Genomic DNA, 21,412 nt, shown 5'->3' with positions numbered 1-21,412 from the left:
GGGGTTGCTCAGGATGTCTAGGGGGACTGCATGGACGGTGTACCGGACGGTGTGCCGCGCGTACCGGAGCAGCGGCGTACCGGCTTCCCGGCGGGGTCGGCGGGGTCGGGGGGTTCCGCGGCGTTGCGCTTCGGCGTGCTCGGACCGGTGCGCGCCTGGCGCGGCGACGAGGCGATCACCACCGGTTCCCCCCAGCAACGCGCCCTGCTCGCCGCCCTGCTGCTGCGCGAGGGCCGTACGGCGACGGCGGCGGAGCTGATCGACGCCCTGTGGGGCGAGGAACCGCCCTCGCAGGCCCTGGCGGCGCTGCGGACGTACGCCTCCCGGCTGCGCAAGGTGCTGGACCCGGGCGTCCTGGTCAGCGAGTCCGGCGGGTACGCGGTCCGCGGCCTCGCCGACGGCGCCCTGGACCTGGCCGTCGCCCAGGACCTGGCGACCGAGGCGGAGAAGGCCCGGTCGGCCGGCGACCTCTGCCACGCCCGTGAGGTGCTGCGGCGCGCCCTCGCCCTGTGGGACGGGGAGACCCTGGCGGGGATACCGGGCCCGTACGCGGAGGCCCAGCGCGTCCGCCTGGAGGAGTGGCGGCTCCAGCTCCTGGAATCCCGGCTGGACATGGACCTGGAGCAGGGCTGCCACGCGGAGGCCGTCTCCGAGCTCACCGCCCTCACGGCGGCCCATCCGCTCCGCGAGCGGCTGCGCGAGCTGCTGATGCTGGCGCTGTACCGCAGCGGCCGCCAGGCCGAGGCCCTCGCGGTGTACGCCGACACCCGCCGTCTGCTCGCCGACGAACTGGGCGTCGACCCGCGCCCCGGCCTGAGCGAGCTGCAGCAGCGGATCCTCCGGGCCGACCCGGGCCTGGCGGAGCCCTCCTCCCCGGCCCCCGAGCCGGCCTCCGTCCCGGTCCGCCCGGCGCAGCTGCCGGCGACGGTGCCGGACTTCACCGGCCGCTCCGGCTTCGTCCGCGAGCTGGGCGACCTCCTGGCCTCCGCCGAGGGCCGGGTCATGGCGGTCTCGGCATTGGCGGGCATCGGCGGCGTGGGCAAGACGACCCTCGCCGTGCACGTGGCCCACCAGGCGCGCGCGGCGTTCCCGGACGGGCAGCTGTACGTCGACCTCCAGGGCGCGGGCGCGCGGGCGGCGGAGCCGGAGACGGTCCTCGGCTCGTTCCTGCGCGCGCTCGGCACGGCCGACTCGGCGATCCCCGACTCCCTGGAGGAACGCGCGGCCCTGTACCGCTCGGTGCTGGCCGGCCGCCGCGTCCTGGTCCTGCTCGACAACGCCCGCGACGCCGCCCAGATACGCCCCCTGCTGCCCGGCACGGACGGCTGCGCCGCCCTCGTCACCTCCCGGGTGCGGATGGTGGACCTGGCGGGCGCCCACCTGGTCGACCTGGACGTCATGTCCCCCGACGAGGCGCTGGCGCTGTTCACGAAGATCGTGGGCGAGGAACGGGTGGCGTCCGAGCGGGAGGCCGCCCTGGACGTGGTGGCGGCCTGCGGGTTCCTGCCGCTGGCCATCCGCATCGCGGCGTCCCGCCTGGCGGCCCGCCGCACGTGGACGGTGTCGGTCCTCGCGGCGAAGCTCGCCGACGAACGCCGCCGCCTGGACGAACTCCAGGCCGGCGACCTCGCGGTCAAGGCCACCTTCGAACTGGGCTACGGCCAGCTGGAGCCGGCCCAGGCCCGCGCGTTCCGTCTGCTGGGCCTGGCGGACGGCCCGGACATCTCCCTCGCGGCGGCGGCCGCGGTGCTGGACCTGCCCGCGGAGGGCACGGAGGACCTGCTGGAGTCCCTCGTCGACACGTCCCTCCTCGAATCGGCGGCCCCCGGCCGCTACCGCTTCCACGACCTGGTCCGGCTCTACGCGCGTGCGTGCGCGGAGCGGGACGAGCTGCCGCCGAGCGAGCGGGGCGCGGCCCTGTCCCGTCTGCTGGACTTCTACCTGGCGTCGTCGGCGGGCGTGTACGCCATCGAACGGCCGGGTGACCGGCTGGTGGACCACCTCGAACCGACCTCGTACCCGGGGCTGCGCTTCGACAGCAGGCACGCGGCGCAGGACTGGCTGTACGCGGAGGCCATCTGCCTCCTCGCGTGCGTGCGGCAGTCCGCCGGGCAGCCGGACACCCTCCCGCGGGCGATCGATCTGCTGTGGGCCGCGCACGACCTCTCCGAGTCCGGGGCCAACTCCAAGGAGTACGAGACGACGGCCGAGGCGCTCCTCGGCGCGGCCCGGCAGCTCGACCTCGCGAAGGCGGAGGCCCGTGCGCTGACGACCCTCGTCAACGTCCACCACGTGAGCGGCCGCTTCGAGCGGGCCGACCAGGAGGCCGAGCGGGCCATCCTCCTCGCGCAGGAGGCCGACGACCTGTTCACGGTCTGCTGGGCCCGCAACGCCCGCGGCATCATCGCGCTGTACCAGAACCGGCACGAGGACGGAGAGGAGCACCTCTCCCGGGCCATCGAACACTTCCGGGCGCTGGGCAACCACCCGGGCGAGGCCGCCGCGCTGTGCAACCTCTCCCGGATCCATCTGGCGACCGGACGGACCCAGAGCGCGGTCGAACTGGCCCAGGAGGGCATCGACATCTACGACGCCATGGGCAACACCATGCGCGGGGCGAACGCCCGTTACGCCCTGGGGCTCGCCCTCACCCAGAGCGGCGAGCTGGGCGATGCGGCCGACCGGCTCCAGGAGGCGCTGGAGGTGTTCCGGGACAGCAGGCAGCGCCTGTGGGAGGGCATGAGCCTGTTCCGGCTGGCCGAGGTGGACCTCGCCGCCCGGCGTCCTGCCCAGGCCGCCGCCAACGCCGAGATGGCATTGACCGTGCTGCGCGGGATCGGCGGGGAGTGGCGGCGGGGCAACGTCCTCACCGTCCTCGGCCGGGCGCTCAGCAGCATCGGCCAGACCGGCCGGGCCCAGGTCTGCTGGCAGGAAGCGGCCGTCATCTACGAGGAACTGGGCTCTCCGGAGGCCGCCGAGGTACGCGCGCTGCTCACTCCGGTGCGGGCGGCCTGAGGCCGTTCGGGGCGTTCATCATTCGTTTATCGCCGCCCGACATGCTGGACGTAGTCGATCCGTCGCGTCGGGGGGCAGACGGGTCGCCGCGCAGGGCCCGTCCGGTCGGACTCGGGGGAGTGACCGGGCGGGCCCGTTCGACCGCACTGCTTGATCCATGCCAAGGGGAGTTGACGATCATGGGCGACGAGCTCAAGCCGCAGGACCTGCACGCGACCGGTACGACGGACGGCGAGGCCTCCACGGAGGACCTGCACGCCACGGGTGAGGGCACCGCGAAGACGGAGGACCTGCACGCCACCGGCGAGCCGCTGGAGACCAAGGACCTGCACGCCACGTCGGAGCCGTTCAAGCCGACGAAGTAAGCCACCTCCACACGGGGTTCGGCCGCGGCGGCGCGGAGGGGGAGCCGTCGCGGCCGATGTGTGCCCGGACGCGGGGGCGCTCCGCTACAGCGGAACGGACCTGACGCCCGGCCCGCAGAGCTTTCCCATGTCGTCCTCGTCGGACGTGAAGAGCACGACACCTCCGGGCTGCCGGCCCGCGATGACGGCCAGGGCCGCGTCGATGGCGTACTTGTGACCGTGCAGGCCCGTGTCCTGGAGCAGGGTGACGGCGGCGTCGGCGACGTCCCGCGTCACGGGTTCGACCACGACCCGCGACATCGCCCACGCCCAAGCGGCACGCCGTACCCGACCGTGGTACGCCTCGATCAGCGTCATGGAGCTGGTCACGACGCGAATGCCCGAGCGATGGGCGTCCTTGAGCCGCGCCAGCATCACCCGGTCCCCCAGCACGGCCCGCGAGAGCGCCTCACAATCCAGCACATAGCAGGACGGCAGCATCAGCTCGCCTTCCGGCGATGCTCACCCTGCTCCGTGAAGTGGCTCTCGAACTCCCTGCGCTCGGCTTCGGCCGACGCGAGCTCGTCGTCGGTGACGGGGCCGTGCTCCTCCTCCAGCCACGCCACCAGCTCACCCAGGCGGTCCTGCTCCCGCTGACGCTCTATGGCCCGCGTGACATAGGCACTGAAGCCGCCGGACCCGACCTCCTGCCGGATCTCCTCGGCGAGCTCCTCCGGGAGGGTCACGGTGTACTTCTTCGTTGCCATACCGCTCACCATACCCGGGTCCGGGGGTCTCGGCCCGTGCGCCGACGCCCCCGGCGCGCGATAGTGGGTCCGCGACGATCACGATCGGCCCGGACCCGAAGGTGGCGGCATGCCCGGTGAGCAACCCCAGACGTACGAGACCCTCGACGAACGGTTCCGCACGGGCCGCTGCCAGGCCGGGGACTCGGCGCTGGAGACGTTGTTCGAGGGGTGCCGGTGGGCCGAGGGGCCCGTGTACGTGCCCGCCGGGCGGTATCTCGTGTGGAGCGACATCCCCAACGACCGGCTGCTGCGCTGGGACGAGACGACGGGGGCCGTGGGCGTCTTCCGCTCGCCCGCCGGGTTCCCGAACGGCAACACCCTGGACGGGCAGGGGCGTCTCATCACCTGTGAGCAGGGGAACCGGCGCGTGACGCGGACGGAGCACGACGGTTCGGTCACGGTGATCGCCGAGCGGTTCGAGGGCAAGCGGCTCAACAGCCCGAACGACGCCGTGGTGCGGTCGGACGGGTCGGTCTGGTTCTCCGACCCCGAGTTCGGGATCGCCACGGACTACGAGGGGCACCGCGGGGAGAGCGAGATCGGCGCGCGGAACGTGTACCGGGTGGATCCGGGCAGCGGTGAGGTGCGGTTGGTCGCCGACGGGTTCCAGGGGCCCAACGGGCTGGTCTTCTCGCCCGACGAGCGCCGGCTGTACGTGTCCGACAGCCTCGCCAACCACATCCGCGTCTTCGACGTCCGCGACGACGGCACGCTCGGCGGCGGCGAGGTCTTCGCCGCGTGCGCGCACGGGAACTTCGACAACATCCGCTTCGACGACGCCGGCCGCCTCTGGGCCGCCGCCATGGACGGCGGTGTGCACTGCTACGACCCCGACGGCACGCTCCTCGGCCGTGTCCTGGTCCCCGGCACCGTCGCCAACATCCGCTTCGGCGGCGCCCGGCGCAACCGCATGTTCATCGCCGCCGACACCACGCTCTACTCGCTGATGATGTCGGTGACCGGGACCCCGGCCCTGCCGGTCAGCCGGTGACCCGCTCGCGCAGCGCCCCCTTCACGACCTTGCCGCTCGCGTTCCTCGGGAGTTCCGCCACGAACTCCACCGTGCGCGGCACCTTGTAGTTCGCCATCTCGCGGCGGGACCAGGCGATCAGGTCGTCGGCGGTCACCAGCGCCCCGGGCCGCCGTACGACGTAGGCCCGGCCCACCTCCCCCAGCCGGGCGTCCGGTACGCCGATCACCGCCACGTCCGCCACGTCCGGGTGGAGGCCGAGGAGCTGCTCTATCTCGGCGGGGTAGGCGTTGAAGCCGCCGACGATGAACATGTCCTTGAGGCGGTCGGTGATCCGCAGGTTGCCCGCGGGGTCCAGGACGCCGACGTCGCCCGTGCGCAGCCAGCCGTCCGGCGTCAGGACCTCGGCGGTGGCGGCCTCGTCCTCGTAGTAGCCGGTCATGACGTTGAAGCCGCGGACCAGGACCTCGCCCGGCGTGCCGGGGCCCACAGAGCGGCCCTCGGCGTCCACGACCCTCACCCGGGTGCCGGGGATCGCCCGGCCCGACGTCGACGCGATCACCGTCGGGTCGTCGCCGCGCCGGCACATCGTGACGACGCCGCCCGCCTCGGAGAGGCCGTAGGCCGTGAGGACCGTGTCGACGCCGAGTTCCCCGCGCAGCCGCTCGACGAGCCGCAGCGGCACCACCGCCGCGCCCGTCACCACCAGGCGCAGTGCGGAGAGGTCGTGGGCGTCCCGGGCCGGGTGGTCGAGGAGGGACTGCAGGAGGGTCGGGGGGCCGGGCAGGACGGAGACGCGTTCCGCGGCGATGTTGGCGAGGACCGTGGTCACGTTGAACACCGGCTGCGGGATCATCGTCGCGCCCCGCATGAGGCAGGCGATCACCCCGGCCTTGTAGCCGAAGGTGTGGAAGAAGGGGTTCACGATCAGGTAGCGGTCGCCCCGGGCCAGGCCCGCCAGGTCGCCCCAGATGTCGTAGGCCCGCAGCGTCTGCGCGTGGGTGATGACCGCGCCCTTGGGCCGGCCCGTCGTGCCCGAGGTGAAGATGATGTCCGAGGGGTGGGAGCCGTCGACCGCGGCGGCCCGGCGGCGGACTTCCGCAGGGCCCACCCCCTCCCCGCTCGCCAGGAAGTCCTTCCAGGTGAGGAAGGCGGCCGGGGCGTCCTCGGCGAAGACCACCGCGCGCTCCAGGGCGGGCAGGCCGGGCAGCGGGCCGTCGCCCGGGCCCTCCCCGGCCGCCCTGCGCAGCGAGGCCACGTACGAGGTGCCGAGGAAGGTGCCCGTCACGAACAGCAGCCGGGCCCCGCTGCGGCGCAGGACGTCCGCCGCCTCCGTGCCCTTGAAGCGGGTGTTGAGCGGGACCAGGACGCCGCCCGCCGACACCGCTCCCAGGGCCGCGACGATCCAGTCGAGCGTGTTCGGCGCCCAGACGGCGACCCGGTCGCCCGGTCCGAGCCCGTTCGCCACGCAGGCCGCCGCCGCGCGGTCCACGCGCGCGCCCAGTTCCGCGTACGTGATCCGGGTCCGGCCCTCGACGACCGCCTCGACGTCCGCATAGTGCTCGGCCGCCGCCCTCACCAGGCCCGGAACGCTTCCCCACTCCGTGTCCGCTCGCACCGCAAGCCTCCCGAGAACCCGAGGAGCTGACTGACCGTCAGATTAACGGTAATCTGACGCCCTGTCAGCGACCGTTCGGGCCGGAGGTGCGCGCAGCATGGCAGCAGGATCGGCAGGCCTCAAGGACGCCACCGCCGTCGTCGGCATCGGCCAGACGCCCTTCGCCAAGCACCTCCCCGAGGACGAACGCACCCTCGCCTGCCGGGCCGTGCTGGCCGCCCTCGACGACGCCGGGATCGCGCCCGGCGAGGTCGACGCGCTCGCCTCCTACACCATGGAGGAGACGGACGAGGTGGAGCTGGCCAAGGCCTGCGGCTTCGGCGACCTCACCTTCTTCAGCAAGGTCGGCTTCGGGGGCGGGGGTTCGTGCGCGACGGTCGCGCATCTCGCCGCCGCCGTCGCGAGCGGCCAGGCGAGCGTCGGGGTGGCCTGGCGGTCCCGCAAGCGGGGCAGCGGGCCGCGGCCGTGGACGAACACCACCGTCCAGCTCCCGACCCCGGCCCAGTGGACCCGGCCGTTCGGGCTGCTCCGGCCCGTCGACGAGATCGCCATGCTCGCCCGCCGCTACCTCCACGAGTACGGGGCCACCCGCGACCACCTGTTCAACGTCGCCCTGGCCTGCCGCAACCGCGCCAACCAGAACCCGGACGCGATCATGTACGACCGGCCCCTGACCCGCGAGATGTACATGACGTCCCGGTGGATCAGCGAGCCGCTCTGCCTCTTCGACAACTGCCTGGAGACGGACGGGGCGCTGGCCTGTGTCGTGGTCTCCGCCGAGCGCGCCCGCGACTGCCGCCGGAAGCCCGTCTACGTCCACTCCACCGCCCAGTCGCTGCCCGCCCAGCACCACGGGATGGTCAACTACTGGAACGACGACCCCCTCACGGGCCCGGCCTGGAGCGCCGCCCGGCATCTGTGGAAGCACGCCGACCTGACCCCCGAGGACGTGGACGTCGCCCAGATCTACGACGCCTTCACGCCCCTGGTGCTGCTCTCCCTGGAGGGCTACGGCTTCTGCGGGCGCGGCGAGGGCGGGGCGTTCACCGAGGGCGGGGCGCTGGAGACCGGCGGCATGCTCCCGCTGAACACCGGCGGGGGCGGGCTGTCCGAGGCGTACGTGCACGGCTTCAACCTGATCACCGAAGGGGTGAAGCAGCTGCGCGGCACCAGCACCGCGCAGGTGCCCGGCGCCTCCACCTGTCTCGTCACCGCCGGTGAAGGGGTGCCGACCTCCGCCCTGCTGCTGAGGAGTTGAGATGCTGCGACCCGTCACCGACACCGACGGCGCCCCCTTCTGGACGTACGCGGCACAGGGCGAGCTGCGCGTCCAGGCCTGCGCCGACTGCGGCGAGCTCCGCTTCCCGCCCCGCCCCTGCTGCCCGCACTGCCAGTCGTTCACGACGGACTGGCGCCGGATGTCCGGCCAGGGCCGTGTCTGGTCGTACGTGGTGGCCCATCCGCCGCTGCTGCCCGACTACGCCGCGCTGGCGCCCTACAACGTGGTCCTCGTCGAGCTGGACGAGGCGCCGCGCATCCGGCTCGTCGGCAACCTGGTCGCGGAGCCGGGCGCGGCGATCGGCTCCCTGCCCGCGGAGCGCCTCCGGATCGGCGCCCGGGTGCGGGTCGTCTTCGACGACGGCCTGCCGCGGTGGGTCCCGGAGCGGTCATGAGCGGGGTGCTCGTCAGGTCCGACGAGGACAGCGGGGTCGCCGTCGTGACTCTGAACCGGCCGGAGCGGCTCAACGCCATCGATCTCGGCATGGCCCGCGAACTGGCGGAGGTGTGGCGGCGGTTGCGGTTCGACGACGCCGTGCGGGCGGTCGTCCTCACCGGGGCCGGTGAGCGGGCCTTCTGCACGGGCATCGACCGGGACGCCGTCGTGCCGCAGCCGAACTCGCCCTACGCGCAGGACGATCCGCTGCTCGGCGTCGGCCCCAAGGCGAACGACCTGTGGAAGCCGGTGGTGGCCGCCGTGCGCGGGATGGCCTGCGGGGGCGCCTTCTACCTGCTCGGCGAGGCGGAGTTCGTCGTCGCCGACACCACCGCCTCCTTCTTCGACCCGCACACCACCTACGGCATGGTCAGCGCCTACGAGTCCGTCCTCATGGCGCAGCGCATGCCGTACGGGGAGGTAGCGCGGATGGCGCTGCTGGGGACGGCCGAGCGGATCTCGGCGCGGCGGGCGCACGAGGTGGGGCTCGTGTCGGAACTCGTCGAGGAGGGCGAGGCGTTGACGGCGGCGACCGCCTGCGCCACCGTCGTCGCCGGGTATCCGACTCAGGCCGTGCAGGGGACGGTGCGGGCGCTGTGGGCCGCGACCGAGGCGGGACGCTCCCGGGGCATCGCGCAGGCACCGCACCTCATCGCGCTCGGGAACGCGCAAGCCCGGGAACAGGCCCGGCTGTTCGCGGGACGGCGGCGGGAGTACCGGTTGCGTTAGGAAATGGTTTACGTCTACACGCGTATGCTCGACGCGTGGTTGAGCATCGGATGATCGACGTGAACGGCATTCAGCTGCACATCGCGGAGCAGGGCGAGGGCCCGCTCGTGCTGCTGCTGCACGGCTTCCCGGAGTCCTGGCACTCCTGGCGGCACCAGTTCGGGCCGCTGGCCGAGGCCGGCTTCCGGGTGGTCGCGCCGGACCAGCGCGGGTACGGCGGCAGCGACCACCCCGAGGACGTGGCCGACTACAGCATCCTGCACCTGGTGGGGGACGTGGTCGGGCTGATCCGCGCGCTGGGCGAGGAGCGGGCGTTCGTCGTCGGGCACGACTGGGGCGCGCCGGTGGCCTGGCACACCGCGCTGCTGCGGCCGGACGTGGTGCGCGGGGTGGCGGGGCTGAGCGTGCCGCCGCCCTTCCGGGGCGGGCAGCCACCGCTGAGGACCATGCGGGAGCGGTTCGGCGGTCGCTTCTACTGGAACTACTTCGAGGAACCCGGCGTCGCGGAGGCCGAGTTCACCGCGGACACCCGCACCACCCTGCGCAAGCTGCTGTACTCCGCCTCGGGTGACGCCCCGGGCGCGGGCCGCCCCGAGCAGGCCCTCGTCGACCCGGAGCGCGGCTGGCTCGCGGACGCCGCGAACCCCGAGGTGCTGCCCCCGTGGCTCACCGAGGAGGACCTCGACCGGCTCACCGAGAGCTTCGCGCCGGGCTTCACCGGCGCGCTCAACTGGTACCGCAACCTGGACCGCAACTGGGAGCTGACCGCTCCCTGGCAGGGCGCGGTGGTGTCCCCGCCCGCGCTGTACGTGTACGGCGACCGGGACCTCGTGCCCGCCTTCCCGGGCACGCCCGAACTGATCGACAAGCTGCCCGAGCTGATGCCGAACCTGCGCCGGAAGCCGCTCGTGCTGCCGGGCTGCGGCCACTGGACGCAGCAGGAGCGGCCCGACGAGGTGAACGAGGCGCTGCTCGGCTTCCTCACCGAACTGCGGGACTGACGCGGCAGAGCTGCGGCACTGACGGGCAGCGCTGTCGCGGTCATGCCACCGCCTGGCGGCCGTCGCGTACCGGGCGTAGCGTCTTGGGTGAGAGCGGTGAACGGGTCGCTCCCCAGCCGCTCCCCCATGCGACGGCCGCCGTCCGAACCCCTTCCGTACGCCGTGCGACGGCCGTCCCCGGGCGCGTCAGGCGGTGCGCGCCGTGCCCGTGCCCTTCTCCGCGTCCAGCGCGTACACGCAGCGGTCCTTGCTGCACGCGTACACCACCCCGTCCCGGACGACCGGGGAGCCGGTGATCTCGCCGCCGGTGGCGAGCTTCCAGCGCAGCCGGCCGTCGTCGGCCTTCAGGGTGTAGAGCAGGTGGTCGGTGGAGCCGAAGTGGATGCGGCCCTCGGCCACCGAGGGGGCGCCGACGATGTCGCCGCCCGCCTGGAAGCGCCACTTGGGCGTGCCGGTGACCGCGTCGAGGGTGTAGAGGCCCTTGCCGCTGCCGACGTGGACGTGGCCTGCGGCGACCAGGACCGGCTCGACGGAGGCGCGGGACTCGGTGGCGATGCGCCAGCGGTCGCGGCCGTCGGTGGCGTCGAGGGCGTAGACCGTGCCGAGGTAGTCGGCCAGGTAGATGCCGCCGCCGGTGACGGCCGGGCCCGGGACGAAGGTGGGCGGGGAGAGGAAGACGGCCGGGGCCTCGAAGTGCCACTTCACGTGCCCGGCCGCCACGTCGAGGGCGAGGACGCGGGTGCCGGCGCAGACGTACACGTACCCGTCGGTCGCCGGGGCGATCCGGACCGGGACGCCGCCGCAGGAGGCCGCGTCGCCGATCGGGTAGGACCAGCGCTCGTCGCCGGTGCGGGCGTCCAGGGCGCGCAGCCGGGCGTCCTGCCACACGTAGACCGTGCCGTCGTGCAGGGCGGGTCCGGCCTCGGGGGACTCGAAGTCGGTCTGGCAGCCGGTGATCTCCCAGAGCTTCTGGCCGCCGGAGGCCTCCCAGCCCTGGACGCCGCCGCCCCGGGTGCCGGTGACGACGGTGCCGCGGCCGGCCTTGAGGGAGTAGACCCAGGCGTCCGTCTGCAGGCGCCACAGGTCGGTGCCCTCTCGGGCGTCGAGGGCGAACAGGGTGGGCCCGTCGGAGGCGTGGATGCGGCCGTCCGCGACCGCCATGGACCAGGCGACGTCCCGGGTCTTGAAGCGGCGGCGGCCGGTGGCCACGTCCAGGGCGTGCACCTCGAAGGAGGTGACGTAGACGAGGTCGTCGGCGACGGCGGGGGTGCCCCAGACGTCGTTGGACATGCGGAAGCGCCAGGGGCGCCAGCCGCCGGCCTGCTCGGGCGGCGCGGCCGGGGCCGGGGGCGCGGCGACGGCCGGGCCCACGGCGGGGTCGGTGCCGTTGACGCCGGGGCGGGGCTTGGACCAGGAGGCGGCGAGGGCGGCCTCCGGAGGGGGTGCCTTGACGGCGGCGGCACGGACGTCGGCGACGCGCGGGCCCGGGCCGATGGGCACCTGGGCGCCGGCCAGCCGGACGGGGCCGGTGTCGGGGCCGCCGACGGGCGCGGGCACCGGCGCGGGCGCCGGGACGACGGGGTCGTGCGAGGGCGGGGGCGGGATGGGCGCCGGGCCGGGGGCGGGGCGTCCGCCGCCGCTGCGGCCGGAGCCGGTGGCGGGCTTGCCGGCCGGGCGGCCGTTGCGGCGGGACTCGATCAGGTGCACCGCCCGCTCGGGCAGCCACGCGGAGGCCGTGCCGCTGTCGTCGGAGCCGGAGCCGAAGAGGTGCGGGGCCAGCTGCGCCTGGAGGTCGGCCGGGTTGGGGCGGGCCGTGGGGTCCATCTGCATGCAGGACTCGATGAGCGGACGCAGCTCGTCCGGGAGTCCTTCGAGGTCCGGGCCCTCGCGCAGCAGCATGAAGACCGTCTCGACCGGGTTGGCGCCGTGGAAGGGCGGGTGGCCGGTGGCGGCGAAGACGAGCATGGAGCCGAGGGAGAAGACGTCGCTCGCGCCGGTGACGCTGCGGGAGTCCTTGGCCTGCTCGGGGGACATGTAGGCGGGCGTGCCGACGGCGACGTTGGTCATCGTCAAACGCGTGTTCGAGACGCCGGACGCGATACCGAAGTCGATCACCCGGGGTCCGTCCTCGACCACCAGGACGTTCGACGGCTTGAGGTCCCGGTGCACCAGCCCGGCCCCGTGGATGGACTGCAGCGCCTCGGCCACGCCCGCCGCGAGCCAGCGCACCGCCTGGGCCGGGAGCGGCCCGCAGTCGTTCACTATCTCTTCCAGGGAGGGCGCGGGGACGTACGCGGTGGCCAGCCACGGCACGGCGGCGCGCGGGTCGGCGTCCACGACGGCGGCCGTGTAGAAGCCGGAGACGGCCCGGGCCGCCTCCACCTCACGCGTGAAGCGGACCCGGAACAGCTGGTCCTCGGCCAGCTCCGTCCGGACGGTCTTGATCGCCACGCGCCGGCCGGACGCCGAGCGCGCGAGATAGACCAGCCCCATGCCGCCGGCACCCAGCCGTCCCAGCACCTCGAACGGCCCGATCCGCCGCGGATCGTGCTGCGTCAGCTGATCCACCACTCTGCCTGCCACCTCCCCGTACGAGCCGCGCCAAGCCACATGTTCCACGCGACCCCGTGCAGCGTCTCACCACCGCACCGCCATGGCGGCACGCACCCCGATTCTTCCTGGCCGGAGCCGCGGTTGCGAACCTGGTGACCATTGGGGTGTCTCGCCATATACAGGGACAAAAGATGACCATAGGGTGTCCGCGGGTGCTTGCTCAGCGGCGCAGCAGCGCGAAGGAGGCCCCCTGATCGTCGGTGACGACGGCGACCGTGCCGTACGACGTCTCGAAGGGCGGGGCCTGGATCCGGCCGCCGAGCCGGGTGACGTCCTCCAGCGCGGCCGGTACGTCCTCGACGGCGAAGTGGACGAGGAAGTGGGGCGGCATCTCGGCCGGGAAGACGTCGGAGACCGGGGCGCGGCCGAAGTCGGGCTCGGCCTCGGGGCCGAACAGAGCCTCCTGGAAGAGATCGCCGTAGAAGGCGTTGGCCGCCTCGGTGTCCCGGGCGTACAGCTCGGCCCAGGCGAAGGTGCCCGGCTCGTGCCGCCTGCCGAAGCCGGGGTGCTCCGTCGGCTGCCACAGGGCGAAGACGGCCCCCTCGGGGTCGGTGACGAGCGCGGTGACGCCCAGTTCGCCGGCCGGCACCGGCGCCGAGACGATCTGCCCGCCGGCGTCCCGGATGCGCCGGGCCAGGGCCGGGGCGTCCGGGGTGGCGAAGTACACCGTCCACACGGTGGGCAGCCGGCCGTCCATCTTGCGGACCAGCGCGGCCACGGGTTCACCGTCCTTCAGCGCCTGCGCGAAGGGGCCGAACCAGTCCTCGAAGGTCCATCCGAAGAGCTCGCCGTAGAACCGCTTGCCCGCCTCCACGTCGGGAAGCTGCGCGTCCACCCAGCAGGGGACGCCCTCTGCGTACACCGATGCCCTGTTTTCGGCCATGCCGCCAACGTAACCGCGAAGGCCGCACCCCGCAGACCAGGCACACCAGCCCCCGCACTCCCTTACACCCCATTTGCAGTCGGCCGAATCGCGCCCCGATCACGCCTCGGTAAGCTGACGGCATGACAGGACAAGTGCGTACCGTCGACGGCCGCGTGGCCGGTAGGCGTGGGCAGGCGACCCGGCAGAAGCTGCTCGACTGCCTCAGCGAGATGCTCAGCTCCTCCCCGTACCGGGACGTCAAAGTCATCGATGTCGCCCGGAAGGCGGGCACTTCGCCCGCGACCTTCTACCAGTACTTCCCGGACGTCGAGGGCGCCGTCCTGGAGATCGCCGAGCAAATGGCGACCGAGGGCGCCGCGTTGACCGAACTCCTTCAGGGCCGTTCCTGGGCCGGGAAGGCCGGCTGGCAGACGGCTCAGGAACTCGTGGACGGGTTCCTGGAGTTCTGGCGCAAGAACGACGCGATCCTCCGGGTCGTGGATCTCGGCGCCGCCGAGGGCGACAAGCGCTTCTACAAGCTCCGCATGAAGATCCTCAACTCGGTGAACAACTCCCTCGCGGACGCCGTCGCCGAGCTCCAGGCCAAGGGCCGGGTCGACAAGGACGTGAACCCGGCGGCCGTCGCCGGTTCGCTGGTCGCGATGCTCGCGGCGGTCGCCTCCCACCAGAAGGGCTTCTCCTCCTGGGGCGTGAAGCAGGCCGAACTGAAGCCGAACCTCGCGCTGTTGGTGCACCTGGGCATCACCGGGAGAAAGCCGACGAAGTAGTAACCGGCCCCGGCGGCCCTTTTCCCTTACCCCAGTCCTGTCTGGCAGGCGGTGGTCCACCCGCGTGGACCACCGCCTGTCGCGCTTTCACCGCGGCACGAGCCGGAACACCCGGATCTCCCGGTCCACCCGCGCCTGGTACGCCGCGTACGGCGGCCAGAACGCCAGTACCGCCTTCCAGGCCGCCGCCCGCTCCTCGCCCTCCAGCAGCCGGGCCGTGACCGGGATGTCCCGGCCCTTGAAGTTGATCTCGGCCTCGGGGTGGACGAGCAGGTTGTGGCTCCAGGCGGGGTGCCCCGGCCGCCCGAAGTTGGACCCGACCAGGATCCAGCCGCGCCCGCCCTCCTCCGGCATGCAGGCCAGCGGCGTACGACGCCGCTGCCCGCTCCTCGCCCCGGTCGAGGTCAGCACCACGCCCGGCAGGAGCTGGGCGCTGAGCAGCACCTTTCCGCGCGTGAGCCGGTGCACGGCCCGGTCGAGAGCCGGGACGACGTACGGCGCCACCCGCGCGAAGCCCCGGGTGGAGGACACCTTCTGCACGATCCGCGCGCCCCTCATCGGCCGGCCTCCTCGAAGACGTGCGCCACGTCGGCGGCGTGCGCCCGCAGCCGGTGCACCGGCCCGAAGAGCAACTCGTCGCCCGCGGCGCGCTTGAAGTACAGGTGGGCCTCGTGCTCCCAGGTGAAACCGATGCCGCCGTGCGACTGGATCCCCTCGGCGGCGGCCTCGCGCAGGGCCTGGAGCGCCTGGGCCAGGGCGGGCCCGCCGGCCGCCTCCCCCCGGGCGGCGGCCCAGGCCGCGTAGTACGCCGCCGAGCGGGCCGCCTGCACCTGGACGTGGACGTCGGCCAGCCGGTGCTTGACCGCCTGGAAGGAGCCGATCGGCCGCCCGAACTGCTCGCGCTGCCGCACGTACTCCACGGTCCGCTCCAGCACCCGGTCGGCGGCCCCGACGGCCTCGGCGGCGAGACAGGCGGCAGCGGTGTCGCCGAGCCGGGCGAGGGCGGCGAGCACGTCGTCGCCGTCCCGCCCCAGCAACTCGGCTTCGACGTCGCGGAATTGGACGCGGGCCTGCGGCCGGGTGGCGTCCAGCGCGGTCTGCCGTACGCGGGTGAGGCCGGGCGCGTCTGCGTGCACGAGGAAGAGCAGGACCCGGGACCGGGCGAACCCTCCGGCGTGCGCGGCGACCACGAGGAGACCGGCACTGTGCCCGTCGAGGACCTGGTCGGCCTGCCCGTACAGCCGCCAGCCGCCCTCCGCCCGCCGGGCCTGCACGCCCCCGGCCCGTCCGCCACCCGCCCAGCCCCCGCCCGGGTCGTGGCCGGTGAGCGCGAGGGCGGTGGCGAGGGCGGGGCCCGGTACGGCGAGGGCGGCGGTCAGTGCGCCGGAGGCGATGCGCGGGAGCAGGGCCGCCCGCTGGGCGTCGGTGCCGAGGGCCAGCAGCAGCGGGGCGGCGAGAACGGCCGTGGCCAGCAGCGGGGAGGGGGCGAGCGCCCGGCCCGTCTCCTCACAGGCCAGGGCCAGCTCCGTCACCGAGCAGCCGACACCGCCGTAGGGCTCGGGGAGGGCCAGGCCGGGCAGGCCGAGTTGTTCGGCGAGGGCGGTCCACAGGGCCGGGTCGTGTCCGGCCGGGGTGTCGACGGCGGCCCGCAGCTCTCCGGGGCCGCACCGCTTGTGGAGCAGGTCGCGCAGGGTGCGGCGGATCTCGTCCTGCTCGGCGGTGAAGCGGGCGTCCATGACCACCTCCGTATCTGACGGGGCGTCATATTAGGGCGGCGGTGCGACGATGCCCAGAGTCCTGCCGCTCCCGCCGGCGGCCATATCTGATGTACCGTCAGATTCATGGTTGCCCGGAGGAAAGTGGCCGTCGTCGGCGTGGCCCTCTCGGACTGCGGCCGCGTGGACGACGCGACCCCGTACGCCCTGCACGCCCAGGCCGCCCGCCGCGCCCTGGCCGACGCGGGCCTGGACCGGTCGCTGGTCGACGGCTTCGCCTCGGCGGGCCTGGGCACCCTCGCCCCCGTCGAGGTCGCCGAGTACCTGGGACTGCGCCCCACCTGGGTCGACTCCACCTCGGTCGGCGGCTCCACCTGGGAGGTCATGGCGGCCCACGCGGCGGACGCGATCGCGGCCGGGCACGCGCGCGTGGTGCTGCTCGCCTACGGCTCCACGGCCCGGGCGGACATCAGGGCGGGCCGTCGCACCGGGACGCTGTCCTTCGGCGCGCGCGGCCCGCTGCAGTTCGAGGCCCCCTACGGCCACACCCTGATCGCCAAGTACGCCATGGCGGCCCGCCGTCACATGATCGAGTACGGCACGACGATCGAGCAGCTCGCGGAGGTGGCGGTACAGGCCCGGGCCAACGCGGCCCTGAATCCGGAGGCCATGTTCCGCACCCCGGTCACGGTGGACGAGGTCCTGTCCGGCCCCATGATCGCCGACCCCTTCACCAAGCTGCACTGCTGCCTCCGTTCCGACGGCGGGGCCGCGGTGCTGCTGGCGGCGGAGGAGTACGTACGGGACTGCCGCACCTCGCCGGTGTGGGTGCTGGGGAGCGGGGAGTCCGTCTCGCACGCGGCGATGTCCGAGTGGCCGGACTTCACGGTGTCCCCGGCGGCGGTGAGCGGACGGCTGGCGTTCGCCCGGGCGGGAGTGCGGCCGACGGAGGTCGACTTCGCCGAGATCTACGACGCCTTCACCTACATGACCCTGGTGACGCTGGAGGACCTCGGCTTCTGCGGGAAGGGCGAGGGCGGGGCGTTCGTGGAGAAGGGGCGGCTGCGGGTCGAGGGCGGCGCGCTGCCGGTGAACACCGACGGGGGCGGGCTGTCGGCCCAGCACCCCGGCATGCGGGGGCTGTTCCTGCTGGTGGAGGCGGTACGGCAGCTGCGCGGGGAATGCGGACAGCGGCAGGTGCGGCGGAGGGGCGGCGCGCTGCCACGGCTGGCCGTCGCCTCCGGCACGGGGGGCTGGTTCTGCTCGTCGGGGACGGTGGTGCTGGCGGCGGGGTGAGACCCGTCTGCGGACAAACCAGCACATACCCTCACCGGTCGTAGCCGGTCGGGAGATGGGCTCAGGGACGAAACCACAAGATCGGCAGGGGCTTCCGGTTCGGGCGGCGGATGGGGACCCTGGTCCGGCGGCCCCGAGGTCCGGGCCGCACCCCCCGGCGCGAAGGAGCCCCGCCATGGACGGCTGGTACGTGGACGACCGTTGCTTCAACTGCGACGCGGCCCGGCAACTGGCACCCGAGCTGATCACCGAACGGGAGGGACGGTCGCGGATCCTGCGGCAGCCCGAGGACACCGCGGAGGAACGGCGGTTACACGCGGCCGCGTTCTCCTGCCCCACCCGCTCCATCCGCCCGGCATCGGGCCGCCCCGACCCGTCGCTGGACCCGTTCCCGATGCCCCTGGACGACGGTGTGCTGCTGTGCGGCCACAACTCCGCCCACACCGCCGGAGCCAACTCCTACCTGCTCGCACGCCCGTCCGGCACGGCCATGATGATCGACACCCCGCGCTGGAGCCGTGACCTCGCGGCCCGGTACGAGGCGGCCGGCGGCCCCGTCACCGACGTCCTGCTCACCCACCGCGACCACGCCGCGCACGGCCGCCGTTACGCGGACCACTTCGGCGCCCGGCTGTGGATCCACGAGGGCGACCTGGACGCCGCGCCGGACGCGGACCGGGTGCTGCGCGGGACGGAGCCGCAGGACATCGGCGACGGCGTCACCGCGTATCCGCTGCCCGGCCACACCCGGGGCTCCGTGCTCTACCTCGCGGACGACCGGTACTGCTTCAGCGGCGACAGCTTCTACTGGTCGCGCACGACCGGCGATCTGGAAGTAGCGGAGAGCGTGACCTGGTACTCCGTCGAGGAACTGGCCCGCTCCCTGGCCGGGGTGGCCGGACGGCTGCGCTTCGAGTGGCTGCTGCCGGGCCACGGCGACCGGCGCCGCCTGCCCGTGGAGGAGATGTCCGGGCGGCTGCGGTCCCTGGCGGAACGGACCCGGCGGCTGCGGCCGCGGCCGGTCGACTTCACGGCGGTCCGCTGGTGAACCCGCACGAGGCCGGGGAACACCCGCCCCCGGCACGGGCGTTGTGATGCTCCGCACACCGACCGCCCCGTTCGAAGGAGACCGGAATGGCCCTGACCCGCGAAGAGCGTGAACAGTTCCTTGCCGAGCCGCACATCGCGGCCCTCGCGGTCGACGCCGGAGCGGGCCGGGCCCCGCTCACGGTGCCGATCTGGTACCAGTACGAGCCCGGCGGCGACATCTGGATCATGACCGGCCTCGACTCCCGCAAGTACGAGCTGATCAAAGCGGCGGGCCGGTTCTCCCTGATGGTCGACCGGCTCGAACCGACGATCCGCTACGTGTCGGTCGAGGGCCCGGTCGTCGACACGGCCCCCGCCACCCTCGACCAGCTCCGGGAGCTGTCGGCGCGCTACCTGCCGGCTGAGAAGGTCGACGGCTATGTGGACTTCGCCTCCAAGAACCACGGTGAGCAACTGGTGCTGCGCATGCGGCCGGAGCGGTGGGTGTCGTCGGACCTGGGGCAGGTGTGAGCCCCTGGCGCCACCGCCACCCCCACCGCCACCGCCACCGCCACCGCCACCGGTGACAATCGGGGCATGGCAACCGATCTTCACGCGCTGCTGAGGTCCCTGCGGGTCTGGGACCCGGAGATCACGCACCTCCCGCCCCTCGACCCGGCCACCGCCCCCGCCGCTCCCCTGCCCCTGTTCACCGAGTGGTTCGCGGCGGCGGTGGCGGCCGGGCAGACCGAGCCGCACACGATGTCCCTGGCCACCTCGGACGAGTCGGGCCTGCCCGACGTGCGGATCGTGATGCTGCACGGCGCGGACGAGACGGGCTGGTCCTTCGCGTCCCACGCGGGCAGCCGCAAGGGCCGCCACCTCGCCGCCCGCCCGTACGCCGCGCTCGGCTTCTACTGGCCGGTGCTGGGCCGCCAGGTCCGGGTGCGCGGCCCCGTCTCGGCCGCCCCCTCCGAGGAGTCCCAGGGCGACCTCCACGCCCGCTCGACGGGTGCGCTGGCGGCGGCGCTGACCGGGAGGCAGAGCGAGGTCCTGGAGTCGCTGGACGACCTGGCCCGGGCCTCGGAGTCGGCGTGGGAGCGGGCGTCCCGGGAGCCTCGGGCGCCGGTGCCGTCCTGGACGCTGTACCGGCTGCGGGCCGAGGAGGTCGAGTTCTTCCAGGGCGACGAACGGCGCCGGCACGTCCGGCTCCGCTACCGGCGTGACGGGGAGGGCTGGGCGCGGGAGCTGCTGTGGCCCTGAACAGGCTTCTGACGTACGCGGACCACCGACTTCGGGCCTACGCCTCTGGGCCGGTCGCGGCTGGGCCCGCGGCCCGATCCACCGTCCCCTGACGCCGGTTAGCGTCACAGCATGCGAATCGGACTACTCGGCACCGGACATGTCGCCCGCGCACTGGCCCAGGGCTGGAGCGCGGCCGGACACGACGTACTCCTCGGCTCCCGCCGGCCTGCGGAGCGGACCGGCCTGGGCCTGCCCGTGGCGGGCCTGGGCGAGACGGCGGCACACGCCGAGGTGCTGGTCAACGCCACCCCGGGCAACGTCTCCCTGGACCTGCTCCGCTCCCTCGGGGCACCGGCGCTGGCCGGCACCGTGCTCGTCGACGTGGGCGTCGGCCTCTCCGACGACTACACCGAGCTCTCCCACCCGAACAGCAGCCTGGCCGAACAGATCCAGGAAGCCTTCCCGCAAACGCCCGTCGTCAAGACGCTGTGCACCATGGACTCGACCGCGATGATCGCCCCGGGCAGCCTGGACGGCCCGAGCACCGTCTTCCTCTCCGGCGACGACGCCGAGGCCAAGCGCACCACCGGCCGGCTGCTCACCGACCTCGGCTGGCCCGAGTCGTCCCAGCTGGACATCGGCGGCATCACCACGGCACGCGGCCAGGAGCACTTCGCCCTGCTCTTCATGGGCATCGCGAACGGCCTCGGATCCCACACGTTCAACATCAAGGTCGTCCCCCGAACCACCGCCTGACGCCCCGGCCTACGCGAAGTCGTGGACCGCGAAGTCCGCGACCGGCCGGTACCCGATCCGCTGGTACAGGCCGTTGCTGGTCGGGTTCGCCAGGTCCGTGAAGAGGACCACCTCCTTCGCCCCGGCGGCACGGGCGGCGCGGCTGACCTCGGCCGTCACGGCACCGGCGTAGCCCCGGCCGCGGAGGTGGGGCGGGGTGTAGACCGCGGCGACGCGCACCTGGCCGGCGACCCGGGGGCTGGTGCCGGCCATGGCGACGGGTGTGCCGTCGGGGGCCTCCCAGAAGGTGATGGTGCCGGTCTCGATCCGGGCGTCCGCCCACTCGGCGGAGTCCCGTACCGTGCCCAGGCCGACGGCGGCGCTGAACTCGTCGTGCCAGCGGATGAGCTGCCCGCGGTCCGCCGCGCCGGCGACCCGGGGCCCGCCGGGCGGTACGGGCCCGGGCACGGTCAGAGTGCCGAGCCGGTAGAGGCGTTGCCGCTGTCTCGGCGTCGCGGTGACGCCCGTGTGCCGCCGCCAGGCGTCGGTGAAGGCGGCGGCGGTGTCGTCGGGGGCGTTCACGCCGGGCAGGCGTTGTCCGAGGGCGGCCAGTCGCGCGGCGAGGGCGACGGCCTCCTCGGCGGTGAGGGCGGTGAGATTCAGCCAGTGCGGCGGCGTGCGGAAGAGGGCCGCCCGGACCGCCCCGTCGTGCTCCAGCACACCGAACTCCGGTGGCTCGTCGCCGTAGACGCGCGGCCCGCGCGTGCGCAGCGTCTCCGTGACGGTCAGCGGGACGGTGTGCAGCGCCGGGCGGGAGCGCAGGAAGCCGCCCGCGCGGGCGAGGAAGTCGTCGAGGTCTCGGGTGAAGTGCCAGTTACCGGTGTCCATGCCTCATCGTGCCGCCGTCCCTCGTTCCGGCGCCCCGG

At 73.7% G+C, this 21,412-nt stretch carries 21 protein-coding genes; 13 read left to right on the top strand and 8 right to left on the bottom strand.

The window, feature by feature from the left end:
* Positions 1 to 30 precede the first annotated feature (30 nt).
* Positions 31 to 3,015, top strand: coding sequence for a BTAD domain-containing putative transcriptional regulator (locus ACSUPV_RS23125; protein WP_436948449.1), 2,985 nt, complete (start codon positions 31 to 33; stop codon positions 3,013 to 3,015).
* A gap of 179 nt (positions 3,016 to 3,194) precedes the next feature.
* The gene (locus ACSUPV_RS23120) at positions 3,195 to 3,380 is read left to right on the top strand and encodes a hypothetical protein (RefSeq protein WP_031113471.1); all 186 of its coding nucleotides are present in this window, start codon (positions 3,195 to 3,197) and stop codon (positions 3,378 to 3,380) included.
* 84 nt (positions 3,381 to 3,464) lie between these two features.
* Here the strand turns inward: ACSUPV_RS23120 and ACSUPV_RS23115 are convergent, their stop codons facing one another.
* Together ACSUPV_RS23115 and ACSUPV_RS23110 are read right to left on the bottom strand one after the other, a co-directional pair.
* Positions 3,465 to 3,860 (bottom strand): PIN domain-containing protein, encoded by a 396-nt coding sequence (locus tag ACSUPV_RS23115; protein WP_037758519.1) that lies wholly within the window; start codon positions 3,858 to 3,860, stop codon positions 3,465 to 3,467.
* Positions 3,860 to 4,126 (bottom strand): hypothetical protein, encoded by a 267-nt coding sequence (locus ACSUPV_RS23110; RefSeq protein WP_031113474.1) that lies wholly within the window; start codon positions 4,124 to 4,126, stop codon positions 3,860 to 3,862. Before ACSUPV_RS23110 ends, ACSUPV_RS23115 begins: the two co-directional genes overlap by 1 nt.
* Before the next feature lie 109 nt (positions 4,127 to 4,235).
* On the opposite strand from ACSUPV_RS23110, the gene ACSUPV_RS23105 reads away from it, so the two are divergent.
* Positions 4,236 to 5,159, top strand: coding sequence for an SMP-30/gluconolactonase/LRE family protein (locus ACSUPV_RS23105; RefSeq protein ID WP_037758517.1), 924 nt, complete (start codon positions 4,236 to 4,238; stop codon positions 5,157 to 5,159).
* Here the strand turns inward: ACSUPV_RS23105 and ACSUPV_RS23100 are convergent.
* Entirely contained in the window at positions 5,149 to 6,756 is a 1,608-nt protein-coding gene (locus ACSUPV_RS23100) for a FadD3 family acyl-CoA ligase (RefSeq protein WP_037758514.1), read from the bottom strand. The two genes, ACSUPV_RS23105 and ACSUPV_RS23100, sit on opposite strands and share 11 nt — an antisense overlap.
* Positions 6,757 to 6,853: 97 nt before the next feature.
* On the opposite strand from ACSUPV_RS23100, the gene ACSUPV_RS23095 reads away from it, so the two are divergent.
* Genes ACSUPV_RS23095 through ACSUPV_RS23080 form a run of 4 tightly spaced genes read left to right on the top strand, consistent with a single transcriptional unit; the run spans position 6,854 to position 10,200 of the window.
* Entirely contained in the window at positions 6,854 to 8,014 is a 1,161-nt protein-coding gene (locus tag ACSUPV_RS23095) for a lipid-transfer protein (RefSeq protein WP_382613350.1), read from the top strand.
* A 1-nt stretch (position 8,015) separates the two neighbouring features.
* Positions 8,016 to 8,429, top strand: coding sequence for a Zn-ribbon domain-containing OB-fold protein (locus tag ACSUPV_RS23090; RefSeq protein WP_382613347.1), 414 nt, complete (start codon positions 8,016 to 8,018; stop codon positions 8,427 to 8,429).
* Entirely contained in the window at positions 8,426 to 9,199 is a 774-nt protein-coding gene (locus tag ACSUPV_RS23085; protein WP_436948447.1) for an enoyl-CoA hydratase/isomerase family protein, read from the top strand. The genes ACSUPV_RS23090 and ACSUPV_RS23085 overlap by 4 nt, the downstream gene beginning before the upstream one ends.
* Before the next feature lie 50 nt (positions 9,200 to 9,249).
* Positions 9,250 to 10,200 (top strand): alpha/beta fold hydrolase, encoded by a 951-nt coding sequence (locus tag ACSUPV_RS23080; protein ID WP_037758506.1) that lies wholly within the window; start codon positions 9,250 to 9,252, stop codon positions 10,198 to 10,200.
* A 186-nt stretch (positions 10,201 to 10,386) separates the two neighbouring features.
* Here the strand turns inward: ACSUPV_RS23080 and ACSUPV_RS23075 are convergent, their stop codons facing one another.
* Positions 10,387 to 12,771, bottom strand: coding sequence for an outer membrane protein assembly factor BamB family protein (locus ACSUPV_RS23075; RefSeq protein WP_436948445.1), 2,385 nt, complete (start codon positions 12,769 to 12,771; stop codon positions 10,387 to 10,389).
* A gap of 202 nt (positions 12,772 to 12,973) precedes the next feature.
* A complete protein-coding gene (locus ACSUPV_RS23070; RefSeq protein ID WP_031113485.1) occupies positions 12,974 to 13,696 on the bottom strand; it encodes a VOC family protein in 723 nt (240 codons plus the stop codon).
* A gap of 122 nt (positions 13,697 to 13,818) precedes the next feature.
* Between ACSUPV_RS23070 and ACSUPV_RS23065 the strand changes: the two genes are divergently transcribed.
* Positions 13,819 to 14,466 (top strand): TetR family transcriptional regulator, encoded by a 648-nt coding sequence (locus tag ACSUPV_RS23065; RefSeq protein ID WP_359792429.1) that lies wholly within the window; start codon positions 13,819 to 13,821, stop codon positions 14,464 to 14,466.
* An 87-nt stretch (positions 14,467 to 14,553) separates the two neighbouring features.
* Here ACSUPV_RS23065 and ACSUPV_RS23060 read toward each other — a convergent pair whose 3' ends face one another.
* Both ACSUPV_RS23060 and ACSUPV_RS23055 read right to left on the bottom strand, forming a co-directional pair.
* A complete protein-coding gene (locus tag ACSUPV_RS23060) occupies positions 14,554 to 15,024 on the bottom strand; it encodes a nitroreductase family deazaflavin-dependent oxidoreductase (RefSeq protein WP_031113488.1) in 471 nt (156 codons plus the stop codon).
* A complete protein-coding gene (locus ACSUPV_RS23055) occupies positions 15,021 to 16,202 on the bottom strand; it encodes an acyl-CoA dehydrogenase family protein (protein WP_382613339.1) in 1,182 nt (393 codons plus the stop codon). Before ACSUPV_RS23055 ends, ACSUPV_RS23060 begins: the two co-directional genes overlap by 4 nt.
* 105 nt (positions 16,203 to 16,307) lie before the next feature.
* On the opposite strand from ACSUPV_RS23055, the gene ACSUPV_RS23050 reads away from it, so the two are divergent.
* The 5 genes from ACSUPV_RS23050 to ACSUPV_RS23030 all read left to right on the top strand — a co-directional run bounded on the left by ACSUPV_RS23050 (position 16,308) and on the right by ACSUPV_RS23030 (position 20,507).
* Positions 16,308 to 17,477, top strand: a complete 1,170-nt coding sequence (locus ACSUPV_RS23050) for a thiolase C-terminal domain-containing protein (protein WP_436948444.1) — start codon at positions 16,308 to 16,310, stop codon at positions 17,475 to 17,477.
* Positions 17,478 to 17,652: 175 nt separating this feature from the next.
* Complete coding sequence (locus tag ACSUPV_RS23045) at positions 17,653 to 18,525, top strand: MBL fold metallo-hydrolase (RefSeq protein ID WP_436948442.1); 873 nt, start codon at positions 17,653 to 17,655, stop codon at positions 18,523 to 18,525.
* Between the two features lie 86 nt (positions 18,526 to 18,611).
* Positions 18,612 to 19,037, top strand: coding sequence for a pyridoxamine 5'-phosphate oxidase family protein (locus tag ACSUPV_RS23040; RefSeq protein WP_031113493.1), 426 nt, complete (start codon positions 18,612 to 18,614; stop codon positions 19,035 to 19,037).
* 66 nt (positions 19,038 to 19,103) lie between these two features.
* Positions 19,104 to 19,769, top strand: a complete 666-nt coding sequence (locus ACSUPV_RS23035; protein WP_436948440.1) for a pyridoxine/pyridoxamine 5'-phosphate oxidase — start codon at positions 19,104 to 19,106, stop codon at positions 19,767 to 19,769.
* Between the two features lie 111 nt (positions 19,770 to 19,880).
* The gene (locus ACSUPV_RS23030; protein ID WP_037759602.1) at positions 19,881 to 20,507 is read left to right on the top strand and encodes an NADPH-dependent F420 reductase; all 627 of its coding nucleotides are present in this window, start codon (positions 19,881 to 19,883) and stop codon (positions 20,505 to 20,507) included.
* Positions 20,508 to 20,516: 9 nt separating this feature from the next.
* Here the strand turns inward: ACSUPV_RS23030 and ACSUPV_RS23025 are convergent, their stop codons facing one another.
* Positions 20,517 to 21,374 carry a GNAT family N-acetyltransferase gene (locus ACSUPV_RS23025; RefSeq protein WP_436948438.1) on the bottom strand — a complete coding sequence of 286 codons (858 nt, stop codon included), beginning with the start codon at positions 21,372 to 21,374 and terminating at the stop codon, positions 20,517 to 20,519.
* Between the last annotated feature and the right edge of the window lie 38 nt (positions 21,375 to 21,412).

Origin of the sequence: Streptomyces sp. SudanB52_2052, assembly GCF_964272415.1 — a bacterium.
Lineage (GTDB): Bacteria > Actinomycetota > Actinomycetes > Streptomycetales > Streptomycetaceae > Streptomyces > Streptomyces olindensis.
This window is presented reverse-complemented; position numbering and strand designations above follow the sequence as displayed.